This window comes from Streptomyces malaysiensis subsp. malaysiensis (assembly GCF_040653035.1).
Classification (GTDB): Bacteria; Actinomycetota; Actinomycetes; order Streptomycetales; family Streptomycetaceae; genus Streptomyces; species Streptomyces malaysiensis.
Window position 1 is genome coordinate 518,941 of sequence record NZ_JBEZNG010000004.1, and the last position, 16,201, is coordinate 535,141.

Genomic DNA, 16,201 nt, shown 5'->3' on the forward strand with positions numbered 1-16,201 from the left:
AGAAGCCGAAGCCCGAAATGTCGCTTTCTCCTTCGTAGTGTGGTGCGGGTGACAAACTCGACCACCCCCTGTGCCGACGTCGTCCTGCCGTGTCTGGACGAGGCCGCCGCCCTGCCCTGGGTGCTGGCCCGCATCCCCGCCGGCTGGCGCGCCATCGTCGTGGACAACGGCTCCACGGACGGCTCGGCCACGATCGCCCGCGCCCACGGCGCCACCGTCGTGTACGAACCCCGCCGTGGCTTCGGCGCCGCCTGCCACACCGGGCTCCTCGCCGCCGAGGCCGACTTCGTCTGCTTCTGCGACTGCGACGCCTCGCTCGACCCCGGGCTGCTGCCCGCCTTCGTGCGGACCGTCGCGGCGGGCGACGCCGATCTCGTACTGGGCCGGCGGCAGCCCCAGGAGCGGGGAGCCTGGCCGGTGCACGCCCGGCTCGGCAATATCGCGCTGACCCGTATGCTGCGGCGGCGCACCGGCCTCAAGCTGGGCGACCTCGGTCCGCTGCGGGCCATGCGGCGCGAACCGCTGCTCGCCCTCGGCCTCACCGACCGCCGTAGCGGCTACCCGCTACAGATGGTCGTGCGCGCTGCGGACGCGGGATGGCGGATCTCGGAGCGCGAGGTGCCGTATCGGCCGCGCACCGGGAAGTCGAAGGTCACCGGCACCTGGCGGGGCACCTGGCACACGGTGCGCGATATGCGCGCCGTGCTGCGCCAGCCGTCGGTGGCCCACGGCCCGGCCGCGGCAACGAGGGCCGCGCGGTGAGCGCCGCGCCACGCGAGGGTGCGGACTTCCCTGCGGACGGCGGCTCCCGGGCGGCACACCGGGACGGGACGACGCTGCTCATCATCGCCAAGGAGCCGGTGCCCGGACGGGTGAAGACCAGGCTCACTCCCCCGTACACCCCCGCCGAGGCCGCCTCGCTCGCCGAGGCGTCCCTCGCCGACACGCTGCACGCCGCGCTCGCCATGCCCGCCCGCCGCAGGGTGCTGGTGCTCGACGGACGCCCCGGGCCGTGGCTGCCGCCGGGATTCGAGGTGGTGGGGCAGTGCGACGGCGGGCTGGACGAACGGCTCGCCGCGGCCTTCGCCGCCTGCCGGGGCGCCGCCCTGCTCATCGGCATGGACACCCCACAGGTCACCCCAGCTCTGCTCGCCCCCGCGCTGGGCCCGGACGGCTGGCACGACTGCGACGCCTGGTTCGGCCCGGCCGCCGACGGCGGCTTCTGGGCCTTGGGCCTGGCGGAGCCGGACCCCGGACTGCTGCGGGGCGTGCCGATGTCCACCAGCACGACCGGTGCCGCACAACGGCGCCGGCTGACGGAGGCGGGGCTGCGGGTGCGCGATCTGCCGATGCTGCGCGACGTGGACACCGCCGAGGACGCCCGGCGAGTGGCTGCCGACGCCCCTGGCGGGCGGTTCGCCCGGACCCTCGCCCAGCTGTCCCGGACCACCGTCCGATGAGCACGGCCGAGACGGTGCGAAACGGATCGGGGCAAGGCGGATCGGGGCAAGGCGGGTCGGTGCGAGAGGGGTTGATACGAGAAGGATCGGCGCGAGAAGGGTCCGTACTCGACGGATCCGTGCTCGACGGATCGGTACGCGAGCGGATGCCCGCCCACCGCGCGGCCGCCCCGTGGCACACCGAGCCCTGGCACGCCGACCCCTATGTCCGAGCGCTCCACGCGGGCCATGGGCCGCTGTTCCTGCGCCGGGCCGACGGCTGGATGCTGCCCCTGGACGTCGAACGCTGGTGCGCGGACGCCGACGCGGCCGACAGGACCGTACTGCGGCGCTGTCAGGGCCCGATACTCGACATCGGCTGCGGACCCGGTCGGCTGGTGGCTGCGCTGGCCATACACGGCCACCCCTGCCTGGGCATCGACGTCAGCCAGGCGGCGGTCGACCGAACCATCCGCGAGGGCGGGCCCGCCCTGTGCCGGTCGGTCTTCGAACCGCTGCCCGGCGAGGGACGCTGGGGCACGGCGCTGCTGATCGACGGCAACATCGGCATCGGCGGCGATCCACGAGCCCTGCTGACGCGCGTCGCGCAACTCATGGCGCCCGACGGGCTGCTGGTGGTGGAGGCCGCAGGGGCCGATGTGGACGAACGGGTGCGGGTGCGCGTGGACGACGGCCGAGGCGGGGTGGGAACGGCCTTCCCCTGGGCCCGGGTCGGCGTCCGGGCGCTGCTGCACCACGCACACGCGGTGGGCTGGGAGCTGGTCGAGCAGTGGACCGCACGGGACCGGGGCTTCGTATCGCTGCGCCACGCACCGCCCCTGCCCCGGTCCCCCACGGAGCACTGACTCGTGCCCCCATCGCCGCACGGCCCACCACCGCACGGCCGACCCGCCCGGCGGCCCGGCCGGGTGCCCGATCAGCGCTCCGGCCCGGGTCCCCGACCACCGGCCCGCGACCGCCTCGCACCACCGCCTGACAACACCGACGAGCACCCCGCAGAGCCCCCCGCCCCACCCTCGCGGGCGCGGACCGCCCACCCCTGGATCGCCCCGATCGCTCTCGCCACGCTGCTCGGCTCGCTGGTCGCCGTCCTCGCTCTGACCTTCCGCGGGGACGACTTCCACACCGCGCCCGGCGCGCTGTCCCTCCGCTACGCCATCGCCTGGGCGCTGTTCGCCGCTGCCGCGTGGACGGTCCGTCGCCTGGGCGCCCGTCAGGCCGCGGTCTTCGTGCTCGTGGGCGGCGCGGCGGTCGCCGCCACGGGCCTGCTCGCACCGCCGCGCACCAGCACCGATGCCTACCGCTACGCCTGGGACGGGCGCGTGCAGGCCGCGGGCATATCCCCCTATGACTACGCGCCCGAGGACCCCGCGCTCGCTTCGCTGCGCGACCACTGGCTCTTTCCCAAGGGTCCCGCCTGCCACGGCCCCGACCGCGCCCCGGTCCGCCCGGCGCCGGAACGCCCCAAAGCCGAACGCCCCGAAGCCAGACACCCCGAAGCCGGACGCCCCACTCCCGAACGCGCCGCACCCGGACGCCCCATACCCGGCGGCCCCGCGCTCGGTGGTACCCACCCCCGCGCCGACCCCGCACCCGATCATGCGCACAGCGCCCCCGGCTCCGCCGAGCCGCAGTGCACGCGCCTGAACCGCCCCTCGGTCCATACGATTTATCCTCCCGCCGCAGAGGGCTATTTCTTGCTTGTACACCGCTCGGCCCCGTCAGGTTCCACCCTCCTCCCCCTCCAGACCGGCGGGGCTCTGCTGTCCGTCGCCACCACCGCCGTACTGCTCGCCGCGGCGCGGCGCCGCCGCGATCCGCGCCTCGCGACCGCCCGCGCCGCGCTGTGGGCCTGGTGCCCGGCCGTGCCGGTGGAAGCGGTGAACAACGCCCATGTCGACGCGCTCGGGGTGCTGTTGACCGTCGCCGGCCTCATCGCCGTCCCCCGCCGCCGCGCTCTGGGCGGCGCGCTGCTGGGCGCGGCGACCGCGGCCAAGCTGCTGCCCGCCGTAGCCCTGCCGGGGGCGCTCTCCGGCGTCCTCGCCAGGGCCACCAAGCCCGGCGCACCCCGCACCACCGCCCGCCACACCGCTGCCCGCCGCACCGTGCTCGAGAAGTTCAGGGCCACCGGGCCCGGACGCCCCGCCCCCGCAGAGTCCCCACCCCCACCCCGCGAGGGTGCCGGAAGCCCTGCCCCCGCAGCCTCACGGATCCGCCGCGCGGCGGCGGTCGTCCTGCCCCGCGCGGCGGTCCTCCGGCCCGCTACCTCGGTCAGCCGACCCACCGTCTCGTTCAACCGGCCGACCGCCTCGGCCGTCCGGCCCGCCACCTCGTTCATCCGGCCCACCGCCTCGGCCGTCCTCCCCGTCGCCGCCGCGGCCGCCGTGGTCGCGCTCGGCTATCTCCCGTACGTCCTGCTCTCGCGCTCCTCCGTGCTCGGCTATCTCACCGGCTATGTGGCCGAGGAGGGGTACGAGACGGGCTCGGCGGCGGCCGACGACAAGAATCGCTACGCCCTGCTGCGTCTGCTCCACCCCGGCCCCGAGACCTGGGCCCTGCCGGTGGTCGCCGCCGTCCTGCTCGCGGTCGTGGGGTGGGTGCTGCTGCGCGGCGACCCCCAACGGCCCTGGCGCGACGCGCTGGTGGTCACCGGGACCGCGTTTCTGCTGATGACGCCCGGCTACCCCTGGTACGCGCTGTTGGTGGTGGCGCTGGTGGCCCTCGACGGGCGGTGGGAGTGGCTCGGCGTGCCGCTCGCGGGGGTGGCCCAGTATGTGACGGCCCGTGCGGTCGACGACGGCGCGTGGGTCGGGACGCTGGGGTACGCCGTCGCCTGCGCGGCGGTCATGGCCGGCTGGGCCGTGCGGGCCCTGCGGGCCCCGCGGGCGGCTTCCGCTTCCCGCCCGCCGCGGCCCCCCGCCGAGACGGCCAGGACAGCCAAGACAGCCAAGACAGCCAAGACAGCCGGGACAGCCGGGACAGCCAGGACGGCCGAGGCGGCCGACGCCGCCACACCCGGATCCCCACCCGGATCACCAGCCACAAGGCCGAGACGCCGAAGAGCACGGCGGTGATCAGCAGCCAGCGCGGCCAGAAGACGTCGGCACTCAGCCCGGTGACGTGCTCGTAGCGGCGCGCCTGCCGACCGAGGATCAGCGGGAACCACACCAGCATCAGCACCCCGGAGAGGAAGGCGGGCACCCGCACATGGTTGATCCACCGGGCCGGGGCCGGGAGCGCGGCCCCCACCGCACGGTCGGCGAGCGCGTACAGCGGAAGCAGCACCAGGTCGTGGAGGATGGCGGCGCCGACGATCCACAGCAGGATCCCGAACCAGTCGCCGCTCAGCAGCCTGACCCCGGCGTACCCGGTCAGCGCGAAGGAGCACAGCAGCAGCACCAGCCTCAGCGGCGACTCCCCGTCCAGCCTCCGCAGCCCGAAGCCGTGCCGTCCCAGGGCCCGCACACGGTCCCACCGAAGCCGTGGCACCCGCACACGGTCCCACCGAAGCCGTGGCGCCCTCATGCCATCCCCCCGAAGGTCAGCCGGCCGACCCACTTGGTGTTGTGCACACCCGGGGCCCCGGGCACGATCACGCGCGCCGGATAGCCGTGGTCCGGTGACAGATCCGCGCCGTTGACCTTCAGGGCCAGCAGCGAGCGCGGGTCGCGTACCTGGCTGTCGCTCAGCACGACGCTGCGGAAGGAGCCGTGCCGCTGCACCGACTCCACCAGGACCTTCGGCGGCCGCTCGGCATGCCCCACCAGCGCGGCGAGGTCGGCCAGCCGTACCCCCTCCCACCCCTGGTCGGATGTGGACCACCCCTCCACACAGGCGATGGGCAGCGCCGCGCCGTGCTGCTCCAGCCGCAGCAGCCGCTCCCGGGTGAGAACGGTCTCGCGGCCCGCGCCGCGCACCACCAGCCGCCATTCGGGTCCGATGTCGCGGGCGCGGATGCCGACGGCCATGGCGGTCTTGTTGATCTGGAAACCGTTCGGCCCCCGGTCCGGGTTCCGGCCGCGCGGGGCGAGCAGCGCGCTCGTGCGCAGCGCGCCGCCGATGCTCTGACCGGCTGTCACCACCAGCAGCGCGAGGGAGCTGGTGCCGACCAGGGCGAGCGCGCCCCGCCGTGACATGGTCGGCGCGGCCGGTGCGGGGCTGACCAGGCCGGTCTCGTCCGGCGGCTCCGGCCGGGTGTCCGATGCGCGGGTGCGCAGCTCGGCCCGCAGATCGCGGCTCCGCAGCGCCCGCACCATGCGCGGGAACCGCAGGGCCACATGGACCACCAGGGCTGCCATGAAGATCCACGCCCCGTAGAAGTGCAGCGGGTAGAAGGAGCCGGGGAAGATGTAGTCCAGCTGGACGTTGAGCACACCGGTCGCGAACTCGAACAGCGCCCCGCCCACCAGCGCGAGCAGCGAGAGCCGCTCCAGCCCGTGCCCCACCGACCGCACCGGCGGCCAGGCGAACAGCTTGGGGATGACCGACCACAACTTGGCCAGCAGCACCGGTACGAGCACGATCCCGAGCGTGACGTGCACGCCCTGGGTGACGCGGTAGAGCCAGTAGGGATCGGTCGGCCAGGAGAAGAGGTAGAAGCCCAGCAGCCCCTTGTCCGGGGTCTCGTCGTTGACCGGGGAGAGGTCGGGGTTGTAGGCGGCGTACGACAGCAGTCCGGTCACGAAGAGCACGGGAATGCCGAAGAGCAGGACCAGGCCGAAGACGGATGTCAGCCAGGGACCGCGCAGCGGGCTCCGCCACAGGGCCCGGCGGTCACGGTCGGTACGGGGAGGGTGGCTCATGGCATGACCGTAGAGCCGCCGCACCGCTTCCCCGGGCCTTGAGCCCATGACGAAACGGTGACGTCACCCGGCCTTCCCGGCAGAATCTGACGGTCCGATGACGGCTCGCGGCGCAAGGGGCCCCCGCGCGGGCTCGGCGACGTAGCGTGACGGACGTGAAGCTCCCTCTCCGCAGCCGCGTGGACATCCGGGCCCTCGAGGACGAGACGCGGACCGGCCGCCGCCGGGATGTGCTCGCCGCCGCTGCCGCCGCCGTGCTCTTCGCCGTCGCCGCCGTCGTCGGCACCCTGATCCAGCGGGCCGATCACTCCCTCTACGTCGACTGGGCGCCGCTGTACGCCGATTGGCTGCCCCATGTGGGCCCCGGCACGCCGGCCGCCCTGGCCGTCGCCGCTGCCGTCGTCGTCCATGGCCCGCGGCTCGCGGCGCGGCTGCCGTGGCGCGGGCTGCTGGGAGCCGTCTGGGCGGCGGCCATGGCCTGGATCTGGTCGCTGGCGCTGGTCGACGGCTGGCAGCGGGGGGTGGCGGAACGGCTGACGGCCCGCCATGAATATCTGCGCGGCGTCGATCGGTTCCACGACATCGGCGCGGCCCTGCGCGGCTTCACCGGCCATATCCTGCTCACTCAGCCCGACCACTGGCCCGCCCATATCGCGGGCCATCCGCCGGGCGCCGTGCTCACCTTCGTGGGCCTGGACCGGCTGGGCCTGGGCGGCGGCGGTTGGGCCGGGGCGTTCTGCGTCACCGTGGGCGGCTCGGCGGCGGTCGCGGTGCTGGTCACGCTGCGCGCCCTGGGGCGGGAGCGGGCCGCGCGCGCGGCGGCCCCGTTTCTGGTCCTGGCGCCGGGGGCGGTGTGGGTGGGCGCCTCGGCCGACGGCTACTTCACGGCCGTCGCGGCGTGGGGGCTCGCGCTGCTGGCGCTCGCGGCGACGCGTACGGTCCGGGCGCCCGGGGCGGTCGCGTTCGGCGCCGGACTGCTGCTGGGGCTGACGGTGTATCTCTCCTACGGGCTGGCGCTGCTGGCCCTGCCCGCCGCCGTCGTGCTGCTGCTCGCCCGCACCGCGCGGCCGCTGCCCTTCGCGCTGACCGGGGTGGCGGTGGTGGCCGGTGCGTTCACCCTGGCCGGCTTCCAGTGGTGGGAGGGGTACTCCCTGCTGGTCGAGCGCTACTACCAGGGCGTGGCCGCCGACCGCCCGTACGGGTACTGGGTCTGGGCCAATCCGGCCGTCGCGACGGTGGCCGCCGGTCCGGCCTGTGTCGCGGGTGTGCGGCGCATGCTGTCGGCGGTGCCGGACGCCGTCCGGCGGCTGCGGCCGGGCGGACCGGGCGCCCCGGGCGGCATCCCGGACGGGCTCGTCGTGCTGGCCTTCGCCGCGCTGCTCGCGCTCGTCGTGGCCGATCTGTCCGGGATGAGCAAGGCGGAGACGGAGCGGATCTGGCTTCCCTTCATCCTCTGGCTGCTGCCCACCACCGCGCTGCTGCCCGCCGTTGACCGCCGCCGATGGCTTCTGGCGCAGGCGTGTCTCGCACTGCTCGTCAACCACCTGTTGTTGACCGGTTGGTGAGGAGACTGATGTGAAGAGCACGTGATACTTCTGTGATACTGAGGGAGACGTACATCTGTACTGTTGCCAGGGGGCGGGACCCGTGAAGGCGCTGAAGATCGTGAAAGCGTTGCAGGCTTTAAGCGCGAGGAACGCCTATGGCGTGGCCGCGCCCATAGGCGCCCTGACGGCCGTGGCCGTCGTGGTGGGGCTGCTGATAGCCCTGACCTCGCCGGGGGACGCGGGCGGCGGCACGTCGGACGGGAACCTCCCCGCCGGTGCCGCGTCCCCCAAGTCCGACCGGGTCCCCAGAGAGCCCAAGAAGGAAGACAAGTACGCCGATTGGGACGGCGAGGTGAAGGTGCTCGGGGACGGCTCCACGTCCTACACCGGACCGCAGCCGCACCAGCCCAAGCCCGAGAAGCTCAAACCCGGTGAGAAACCGCCGCAGTTCGTGGTCTTCTCCTGGGACGGCGCGCTGGAGAACGACGACCACCTCTTCTCCCGTTTCCGCCAGGTCGCCAAGGAGAGCGACGCCACGATGACGTTCTTCCTCAGCGGTATGTATCTGCTGCCCAAGACGAAGAGCGACCTCTATCAGCCGCCCCAGCACAAGCGGGGCTCGGCCGCCATCTCCTTCCCCACCGATGAGCACATCAGGGAGACCCTGGAGCAGCTGCGCGGTGCCTGGCTGGACGGCAACGAGATCGGCTCCCACTTCAACGGACACTTCTGCGGCGCCAAGGGCGGGCAGGACTGGTCCACCCAGGAGTGGAAGAGCGAAACGGAGCAGGCGTACTCCTTTGTGAAGCGGTGGAAGACCAACACCGGCTTCACCGACATCGAACCGCTGCCGTTCGACTACGACGTGGAGCTGGTGGGCGGGCGCGCACCGTGCCTGGAGGGCCAGAAGACGCTGATCCCGGCGATCAAATCCCTCGGCTGGCGCTATGACGCGAGCTCACCCGGCGACTTCCAGCTCTGGCCGTCCAAGATCGACGGCATCTGGAACTTCCCGCTCCAGCTGGTGCCGTACCCCGAGAGCGAGAAGCAGGTCCTCTCGATGGACTTCAACTTCCTCTTCAACCAGTCCGGTGACAGCACCGAGGGCGATCCGGCGAAGTACGCCGAGTGGGAGCGGCTGACCCGCCAGGGCTATCTGAACGGCTTCGAGCGCGCCTACAACGGCAGCCGGGCGCCGCTGTTCATCGGCAATCACTTCGAGACCTGGAACGGCGGCATCTATATGCAGGCCATCGAGGACGTGATGAGGAGCGTCTGCCGCCGCGACGGAGTGCGATGCGTGTCGTTCAAGCAGCTCGCCGACTGGCTGGACGCCCAGGACCCGAAGGTCCTGGAGAAGCTGCGGATGCTGGACCCGGCGGAGTCGCCCGACTGGTCGACGTACACCAAGACCAGGTAAGCGGTCCCGTTGCCGGGCTTCCGCCGTCGCTCATTCCGCCGTACGGCCCGCCATATAGCTCTTCCAGATGTCCAGGGGGTAGGTGTCACCCGAAGTGTCGGCGCCGCCTCCGCCCATCCCCTCGAGCGGCATCAGCTCCTGCGACTTGGGGTCCAGCCGGGACAGCGAGACCGCCGTCGAGAGCTCCTTGGTGTAGCCGACGAACCAGGCGGAGGTGCCGTCCTGCGCCGTGCCGCCCTTACCGGCCACCTCGGCATCGGCCATGGCCGCCCCGCGCGCCGAGCCGTCCGGGCTCTGGACCGCGCCGCGCAGCGCGTCGTCCACCTGTGCCGCGACCTCCGCGCTGAAGGCCCGTCTGGCGCGGTCCTTACGGAGCTCGACCTTCTGCCCGCCATGGGTGAGCCCGCTCACCGAGTACGGCGCGTGGTGCGTGCCCTCGGCGGCGAACGTCCCGTAGGCGCTGGCCATACGGATCGAGCTGGGCGTCGCGGTGCCGAGCGAGAACGCGGGCACCCGCGCGCCGAAGCTGCTGGGCAGCAGCCCCGCGTCGATGGACACCCGCCGGACCCGGTCCAGCCCGACATCCATGCCCAGCTGGATCATCGGGGTGTTGATGGACTGCACGATCGCCTGGCGCAGCGAGACCTGCCCATAGGAGGCGTCGCCGTCGTTGGTGGCCCGCACGATCTTGCCGCCGCGGTCCCAGTACGGCCCCTCGGGCGTATGCACCGCGATCTTGTTGTTGCCGTCGTAGAGCGTCGAGGGCGTCACGGGCGTCCGTGCCCCGTTGCGCTGGAGCAGTACGCCGTCGCGCAGCGCGGCGGCGTAGACGAAGGGGGTGAAGGAGGTGCCGGCCGGGACATTGGAGGCGTTCGCGTCGTTGAATCCCTGCTCGAGATAGCCGGGCCCGCCGTACAGCGCGCGTATCGCGCCGCCGGGGGCCACCGAAGCGGCGCCCACCCGCACATGCCGGTCCTCGGGGCGCCGCTCGGGATCGAGCTTGTCCCGGGTCTGCGCCACCGCCTTGGCGAGCGCGTTGACCTTGGGCTTCTCGAAGGTCGTGTGGATCTGATAGCCGCCCAGGTCGAAATCGGCGTCGGATATCTCGGTATGGGAGCTCACATACGCCTTGGCCGTCTCCACCAGATAGCCGACCTGACCGGTGAGCCCGGCCGGCTTGGGGGGCGCCTTGGGCTCGGGGAACTTCGTATAGCGCGCCCGCTCGGACTTCGACAGCCTTCCGATGTCGACCATCCGGTCCAGCACCCACTTCCAGCGGTCGACGGCCCGCTTGTGGTTCTTGGCGCCGAGCGTCGGATCGAATGTCCCGGCGCCCTTGAGCAGCGAGGCGAGCAACGCGCCCTCGCTCGCGTTGAGTTCCGAGACGTCCTTGCCGTAGTACGCGTACGAGGCCCGCTGAATGCCGTAGCTGCCGCGGCCGAACCAGCTGGTGTTCAGATAGCGCTCGAGGATGTCCCGCTTGCTCATCCGGTCGTCCAGCTTGATGGCCATGAACATCTCGGTGAGCTTGCGGGAGAAGGTCTGACGCTGGTTCAGATAGGCGTTCTTCACATACTGCTGGGTGATGGTGGAGCCGCCCTGGGTCTCACCGCCCGTCACCATCCGTGTCACCGCGCGCATCAGTCCGCTCGGGGACACCCCGCGGTCGGAGTAGAAGCTGGCGTTCTCTGCGGCGAGGATCGCCCACTGGACCTGCTCCGGCACCTTCTTCAGGGGCACCTCCTGCCGGTTGACCGGACCGGTGCGGGCCATCTCGGTGCCGTCCGCCCAGTAGTAGACGTTGTCCTGCTGGGTGGCGAAGTCGTTGAGGTTCTTGGGGATGTCGGTCTGGAGATACAGAAAGCTCAGCAGACCGGTCAGACTGCCGACGCAGAACAGGAAGAACAGGGCGACCTGACGCCACGACGGCAGCCACCGCCCCACCCCACGGCGCCCCGTCCGGGGGTAGTCCAGCCGGATCCGCGCCGCGGCCCAGCGGCGCAGTCGCATCCTCCGGCTCTTCGAGGACGGCTTGCGGCGGTGCTTACGGTGCTTCCCCATGGCGTTGTCGCTGCCCGGCACGTGTTTCCCCCACGCTCGCTCCGCGCGTGGGCGCGGCACAAAGGTGTGATCTTCCATCCCCCCAGACCAGACCGATCCTATTTTCCCCTCTGAACATCTGTCGCCACAGGGCCCCAAATTTTTGTAACAGTGACCATATTCAGCGACACGAGCCACCCGGTGACCATTCGCACCGCCTGTGCGGTGGCCGTGGGCATGGCCGCCTGTGCGGTGAGCGTGCGCACGGCCGTCGGCGACCGCCCCGGGGGCGTACACCCCCTCCGTGACACCCCGAAGCTCAAATGAACCTCTGAACCGCGAGGCCCGGGGATTCGTCCTCCCTCTACGGGGTCATCACCCCGGCACGCGAGAACACACCGCGGGGGACGCGGTACGGAACGAGGAGGGGGAGCCATGGTGCGCCTCGGTACCGGAATCGGCTGGCGACCGGAGATCGCCGATGACATCGCGCGACTGCCCGGCATCGACTGGGTGGAGGTGGTGGCGGAGAACATCTGCCCCGACCATGTGCCGGACGCGCTCCGGCTGCTGCGCGAGCGCGGGACCACGGTGGTCCCGCATGGGGTGTCGCTCGGCCTCGGGGGAGCCGAGCGGCCCGAACCCGGCCGTCTGCGCGCGCTGGCCGAGCGGGCCGAGGCGCTGGGCTCGCCGCTGGTCACCGAGCACATCGCGTTCGTCAGGGCCGGGGGGCCGCTGACCGCGTCACCGTCCATCGAGGCCGGGCACCTGCTGCCGGTGCCGCGGACGCGTGACGCGCTGGACGTGCTGTGCGAGAACGTGCGCATCGCGCAGGACGCGCTGCCGGTGCCGCTCGCGGTGGAGAACATCGCGGCGCTGATCTCCTGGCCCGGCGAGGAGATGACCGAGGGTCAGTTCCTGGCCGAGCTCGTGGAGCGCACGGGGGTGCGGCTGCTCATCGACGTCGCCAATCTGCACACCAACCACGTCAACCGGGGCGAGGACCCGGCCAAGGCGCTGGACGAGCTGCCCACGTCGGCGATCGCCTATGTCCATGTGGCGGGCGGGGTGGAGAAGGACGGCGTGTGGCACGACAGCCACGCCCATCCGGTGACCCAGCCGGTACTCGACGTCCTCGCCGAACTGTGCGCCCGTACGGCACCGCCCGGCGTACTGCTTGAGCGCGACGAGGACTTCCCGGCGGCCGGGGAGCTGGCGGGCGAGCTGGCCGCGATCCGCGCGGTGACGGCGGCGGGGGCGGCGGGGGCCGCGGAGGCGGGGATGGCGACGGCGGGGACAGCGGCGGGGAGCGCGAAGCCGGTCACGGCCGCGAGGGCCGCGGAAGCGGCCACGGCGGCGGGGACCGGGGATGAGGCCCCCGCCCCGGTGCGGGCCTCCGCCGCGGCCGACGAGGCCGACAAGGCCGACAAGGCCCGCACCGGGGCCGACGCCCCTGCGGCCGACGCCCCGGCGGCCGACGCCCCCGCGCCCGAGGCACCGCTGCCCGACGCTCCGCTGCCCGAGGCACCGGTGCCGGACGCCGTCCGTGAGCGGCTGGCGCTCGCCCAGACCGCGCTGCTGTCCGCGCTGGTCGGGGACACCCCGCCGCCCGAGGGCTTCGACCGCCGGCGGCTGCGGGTGCAGAGCGCGGCGCTGACGGCCAAGCGGGCGTCCGTGATCGCGAAGGTGGCCCCGGAGCTGCCGGAGATCCTGGGCACCGGCTACCGCCCGGCGTTCGTGCGATACGCCGAGGGCCGCCCGATGACCGGCGGCTACCGCCGCGACGCGCTGTCGTTCGCCGAGCATCTGCTGGCGGACGGCCGGCCCGACGGCTCGGCCGCCCGGCGCCGGCTGACGCTGTGGTGGCAGGAGCGGTCCGGGCCCGCGCCCCTGCCGTCCCATCCGGCGGCGCGGTTCGCCCGCCGGGTCCGGCTCGCGCTGAGCGGGGGGCGGTGACTGGCATGGGCACGATCGCGAGCCTGGTCTACGCGGTGGTCACCGTGTCGTCGGCGATACTCATCACCGGTACGGTCCGGGCCCGGCGCAGGAGGGTCTCGGGGCCGGTATACGCCCAGGCGTACGACCTGCTGGAGGCCGCGTTCCTGGCGGGCGGACCGGGCCGGGTGGCGGACACCGTGATCAGCACGATGTACGCGGACGGACGGCTGGCGATCGGCGGCCCCGGCGTGGTCTCGGTGCGGCAACCGGTCGCGCGCGGCCCCGTCGAGGAGGAGTTGCTGCGGCTGTCCGCCAACTCCCCGCACGGCGCCCTGACCTGGCTGCGCCGGGAACTGATGCGCAGCGCGGCGGTGCAGGAGATCGGCGACCGGCTGGCGGGGCGCGGGCTGATGGTACGGCCGGACGCCCTGAGGTTCTGGCGGCGCATGGCGCGGGCGCACATCACGCTCTGCGCGGTGGGAGCCTTCCTGGCCATCATGATCAGCATCGGACCCGTCACCTACGACGGGCCTCCGCTGATCTTCATGATCGCCCCCGCGCTCTTCATCGGCTTCCTCATCGGCAGAATCTGCGCCGGTGCGGGCAAGCGCAGGCTGACCGCCGCCGGGAAGCGGGCGCTGGTGGCGTACCGGAGGGAGTCGGGGGTCAGCGGACGCCATGCCCGCGCCCGGTCCATCGGCCGTCCGGCGACGGTCTCCGTGGCGGTCGTCGTCGCGCTGACCGGGGCGGCCACGCTGACGGACGATCCGCAGCTGCGGGCCCAGCTGCTGGAGGCGCAGAAGGTACCGAGCGGCTCGGGATCGCCCGGCTACTCGGGGTCTTCGGGCGATTCGGGGTTCTCGACTTCGGACGGCGGCGGATCGTGGTGCGGAGGGGACGGCGGAGGCGGGGGCTCCTCGTGCGGCGGCTCGTCCTGCGGAGGGAGCAGCGGCGGCGGTTCGGGCTGCGGAGGGGGCGGCGGCTGCGGCGGAGGTGGGGGCGGCGGCTGCGGAGGCGGCTGAGCCGCCACACAAGTGGCCGCACTGCGGCCAGGAGGCATGGCGGAGCCCGCCGGGGCCCGGCGGGACGCCGAGGGCGGGCGGGACGCCGGGGGCGGGCGGGACGCCGGGGGCAGGCGCGATGCCGGGGCCGGGCGAGATGCCGGAGGCAGGCGGGACGCCGGGGGGCGCGCGACGCCGGACGCGGGCGCGATGCCGGGGGCAGGCCGGACGCCGGGGGCAGGCGAGGGGCCGGACGCAGGCGAGGGGCCGGACGCAGGCGAGGGGCCGGACGCGGGCGAGGGGCCGGACGCGGGCGGCCGACCGAGCAGCGGCGGGTCGAGCCGCCCAGCCCCGGGCGCCGATGGCGACCGGCAAGAGGCGCTCACCGATCCCAGACCGCCCGCCCACCGGCATCCCGCGCCGCAGCTGTACGGATCGCCCACGACCCCACCGCGGTCCCGAGCAGAGTTACGGGGTGTCCGGCGGACCACGCGGCGGAGCCGCATACCGATGCTTTCCCCTCCCCGCCCCTTCCCGATACCGGGGGCTCCGCCCCCGGACCCCGGGGTCAAGGACGGAGACCCGCCACGCGGCGGAGCCGCATACCGATGCCGCGGGCAGGAGCGGAGGCCCTGACCCGAAGCCCGAGGCAGAACCCCGACCCCGAGCCCGAGGCGAAGCCCCGACCCCAAGCCCGAGCAAAACCCGACCCCGAGCCCGGGGCGGAGGCCCTGACCCGAAACCCGAGGCGAAGCCCCAACCCCGAGCCCAGGCAGAACCCCGACCCGAAACCCGAGGCAGGACCCCGACCCGGAGCCCAGACAATGCCCCGGCCCGGGGCCCGGGCAAAGCCCCGACCCGAAACCCGGAACAGAACCCCGACCCGGGGCCTGGGGCGGAGCCCCGGTTTCGGGGGCTGGGGGCGGAGCCCCTATACGGGGTCTGGGGGCGGAGCCCCTATACGGGGTCTGGGGCGGAGCCCCAGTTTTGGGAAGGGGCGGGGCAGGGGAACAGTCCGCCGTAGGCGGCACAATCCGTCGCGGGTCTGCGCGGCGCGCGCGCCGCATTCGCGCGAGTCGTTCATATCGTGAAAACCGTGGCGCGGTGGTGGCCGGGTCGAGTAGAACTCGGCCATGTTGTGGGTCCTCTTCCTGCTTGTCGCGTGGGGCGCGGCGATCGTCAGTTGCACGCGTCTGTGCCTGGCCGCGGTCGCCGCCGCTCAGCCGATGGACCCTGATCCGGCGGCGGACGGGAAGGGCCTGAGCCTGTACGAGGCGGCGTTTTTGTCCGGCGGCCCGCGGCGGGTGGGGGATCTGGCCCTTGTGACGATGTGCCGCGAGCGCCGGCTGCTGCTCGCCCACACCGGCTGGGTCACCGTGGTGGACCCGGAGGGGCGGGACGAGCTGGAGCGGTCCGTGATCACCGCGATAGGGCCGGAGGGCCAGGCCCTCGTGCGGCCGGTGCGGGCCGCGTTCGCCACCGCAGCCCCGGTGCGGGCGCTGGGCGACCGGCTGGTGGCGGCGGGGCTCGCGGTGCCCGCCTCGGCCCGTACGAATGTGGCGGTCGCGGTGCGGCAGGTACGGGCGGCGTGCGCGCTGGTCCTGGCGATGGCGGTCGCCGCGCTGCTGCTGGTGCCGCCCGCGGCGGGGCGCGGTCCGGTGGCCTCGTGGTTCATGCTGCCGCTGCTGCTGACGGTGAGCTGTCTGCTGATCGCCCGGGTCGAGGCGCATCCGTACTCACGGTGGGCCTCCCCCGCCGGTCAGCAACTGCTGGGCCGGATCGACGTGCCTCCGCGGCGGACGGTCGCCCAGCGTTCCGGCGGCGGCCCGGACGGCGGTGCCGACGACGCCGATGTGCTCACCGCGCTCGCGGTGCACGGCACCGTCGCGCTCTCCGACCGGGCGCTGCGCGCGGCGCTGAAGACGCATTGGGGTCATTGACCCCGACACCGCGGCCCGGTGCTTTACATGGTCATCCGCCGCGCCAAATATCC

At 73.3% G+C, this 16,201-nt stretch carries 12 protein-coding genes; 10 read left to right on the forward strand and 2 right to left on the reverse strand.

Going from position 1 to position 16,201, the window contains the following annotated elements; all coding sequences use genetic code 11:
• The first annotated feature begins 39 nt into the window (after positions 1-39).
• The 4 genes from AB0E24_RS11765 (at position 40) to AB0E24_RS11780 (ending at position 4,534) form a co-directional block, all read left to right on the forward strand.
• A complete protein-coding gene (locus tag AB0E24_RS11765; protein ID WP_102937051.1) occupies positions 40-762 on the forward strand; it encodes a glycosyltransferase family 2 protein in 723 nt (240 codons plus the stop codon).
• Positions 763-836: 74 nt separating this feature from the next.
• A complete protein-coding gene (locus AB0E24_RS11770; protein ID WP_079260716.1) occupies positions 837-1,460 on the forward strand; it encodes a TIGR04282 family arsenosugar biosynthesis glycosyltransferase in 624 nt (207 codons plus the stop codon).
• Between the two features lie 146 nt (positions 1,461-1,606).
• Positions 1,607-2,305: a methyltransferase domain-containing protein gene (locus AB0E24_RS11775; protein WP_283888725.1), complete on the forward strand. Its 699-nt coding sequence runs from the start codon at positions 1,607-1,609 to the stop codon at positions 2,303-2,305.
• 3 nt (positions 2,306-2,308) lie between these two features.
• Positions 2,309-4,534, forward strand: coding sequence for a glycosyltransferase 87 family protein (locus tag AB0E24_RS11780; protein WP_359376311.1), 2,226 nt, complete (start codon positions 2,309-2,311; stop codon positions 4,532-4,534).
• Between the two features lie 447 nt (positions 4,535-4,981).
• On the opposite strand, the gene AB0E24_RS11785 is transcribed toward AB0E24_RS11780, so the two are convergent.
• Positions 4,982-6,262, reverse strand: a complete 1,281-nt coding sequence (locus AB0E24_RS11785; RefSeq protein ID WP_359376313.1) for a molybdopterin-dependent oxidoreductase — start codon at positions 6,260-6,262, stop codon at positions 4,982-4,984.
• A 155-nt stretch (positions 6,263-6,417) separates the two neighbouring features.
• Here AB0E24_RS11785 and AB0E24_RS11790 point away from each other — a divergent pair, with 155 nt between their 5' ends.
• Both AB0E24_RS11790 and AB0E24_RS11795 read left to right on the forward strand, forming a co-directional pair.
• Positions 6,418-7,827: a hypothetical protein gene (locus AB0E24_RS11790; RefSeq protein ID WP_435865264.1), complete on the forward strand. Its 1,410-nt coding sequence runs from the start codon at positions 6,418-6,420 to the stop codon at positions 7,825-7,827.
• Positions 7,828-7,969: 142 nt separating this feature from the next.
• The gene (locus tag AB0E24_RS11795; protein WP_251771272.1) at positions 7,970-9,229 is read left to right on the forward strand and encodes a polysaccharide deacetylase family protein; all 1,260 of its coding nucleotides are present in this window, start codon (positions 7,970-7,972) and stop codon (positions 9,227-9,229) included.
• Between the two features lie 30 nt (positions 9,230-9,259).
• Here AB0E24_RS11795 and AB0E24_RS11800 read toward each other — a convergent pair whose 3' ends face one another.
• Positions 9,260-11,290 (reverse strand): transglycosylase domain-containing protein, encoded by a 2,031-nt coding sequence (locus tag AB0E24_RS11800; protein ID WP_435865265.1) that lies wholly within the window; start codon positions 11,288-11,290, stop codon positions 9,260-9,262.
• A gap of 180 nt (positions 11,291-11,470) precedes the next feature.
• Here AB0E24_RS11800 and AB0E24_RS11805 point away from each other — a divergent pair, with 180 nt between their 5' ends.
• The 4 genes from AB0E24_RS11805 (at position 11,471) to AB0E24_RS11820 (ending at position 16,148) form a co-directional block, all read left to right on the forward strand.
• Positions 11,471-11,596: a hypothetical protein gene (locus AB0E24_RS11805; protein WP_269788941.1), complete on the forward strand. Its 126-nt coding sequence runs from the start codon at positions 11,471-11,473 to the stop codon at positions 11,594-11,596.
• Between the two features lie 108 nt (positions 11,597-11,704).
• Positions 11,705-13,225 carry an MbnB/TglH/ChrH family RiPP precursor modification enzyme gene (locus tag AB0E24_RS11810; protein WP_359376316.1) on the forward strand — a complete coding sequence of 507 codons (1,521 nt, stop codon included), beginning with the start codon at positions 11,705-11,707 and terminating at the stop codon, positions 13,223-13,225.
• Between the two features lie 5 nt (positions 13,226-13,230).
• The gene (locus AB0E24_RS11815) at positions 13,231-14,229 is read left to right on the forward strand and encodes a TIGR04222 domain-containing membrane protein (protein ID WP_359376319.1); all 999 of its coding nucleotides are present in this window, start codon (positions 13,231-13,233) and stop codon (positions 14,227-14,229) included.
• Positions 14,230-15,341: 1,112 nt separating this feature from the next.
• Positions 15,342-16,148, forward strand: a complete 807-nt coding sequence (locus tag AB0E24_RS11820) for a TIGR04222 domain-containing membrane protein (RefSeq protein WP_206333520.1) — start codon at positions 15,342-15,344, stop codon at positions 16,146-16,148.
• Positions 16,149-16,201: the final 53 nt, after the last annotated feature.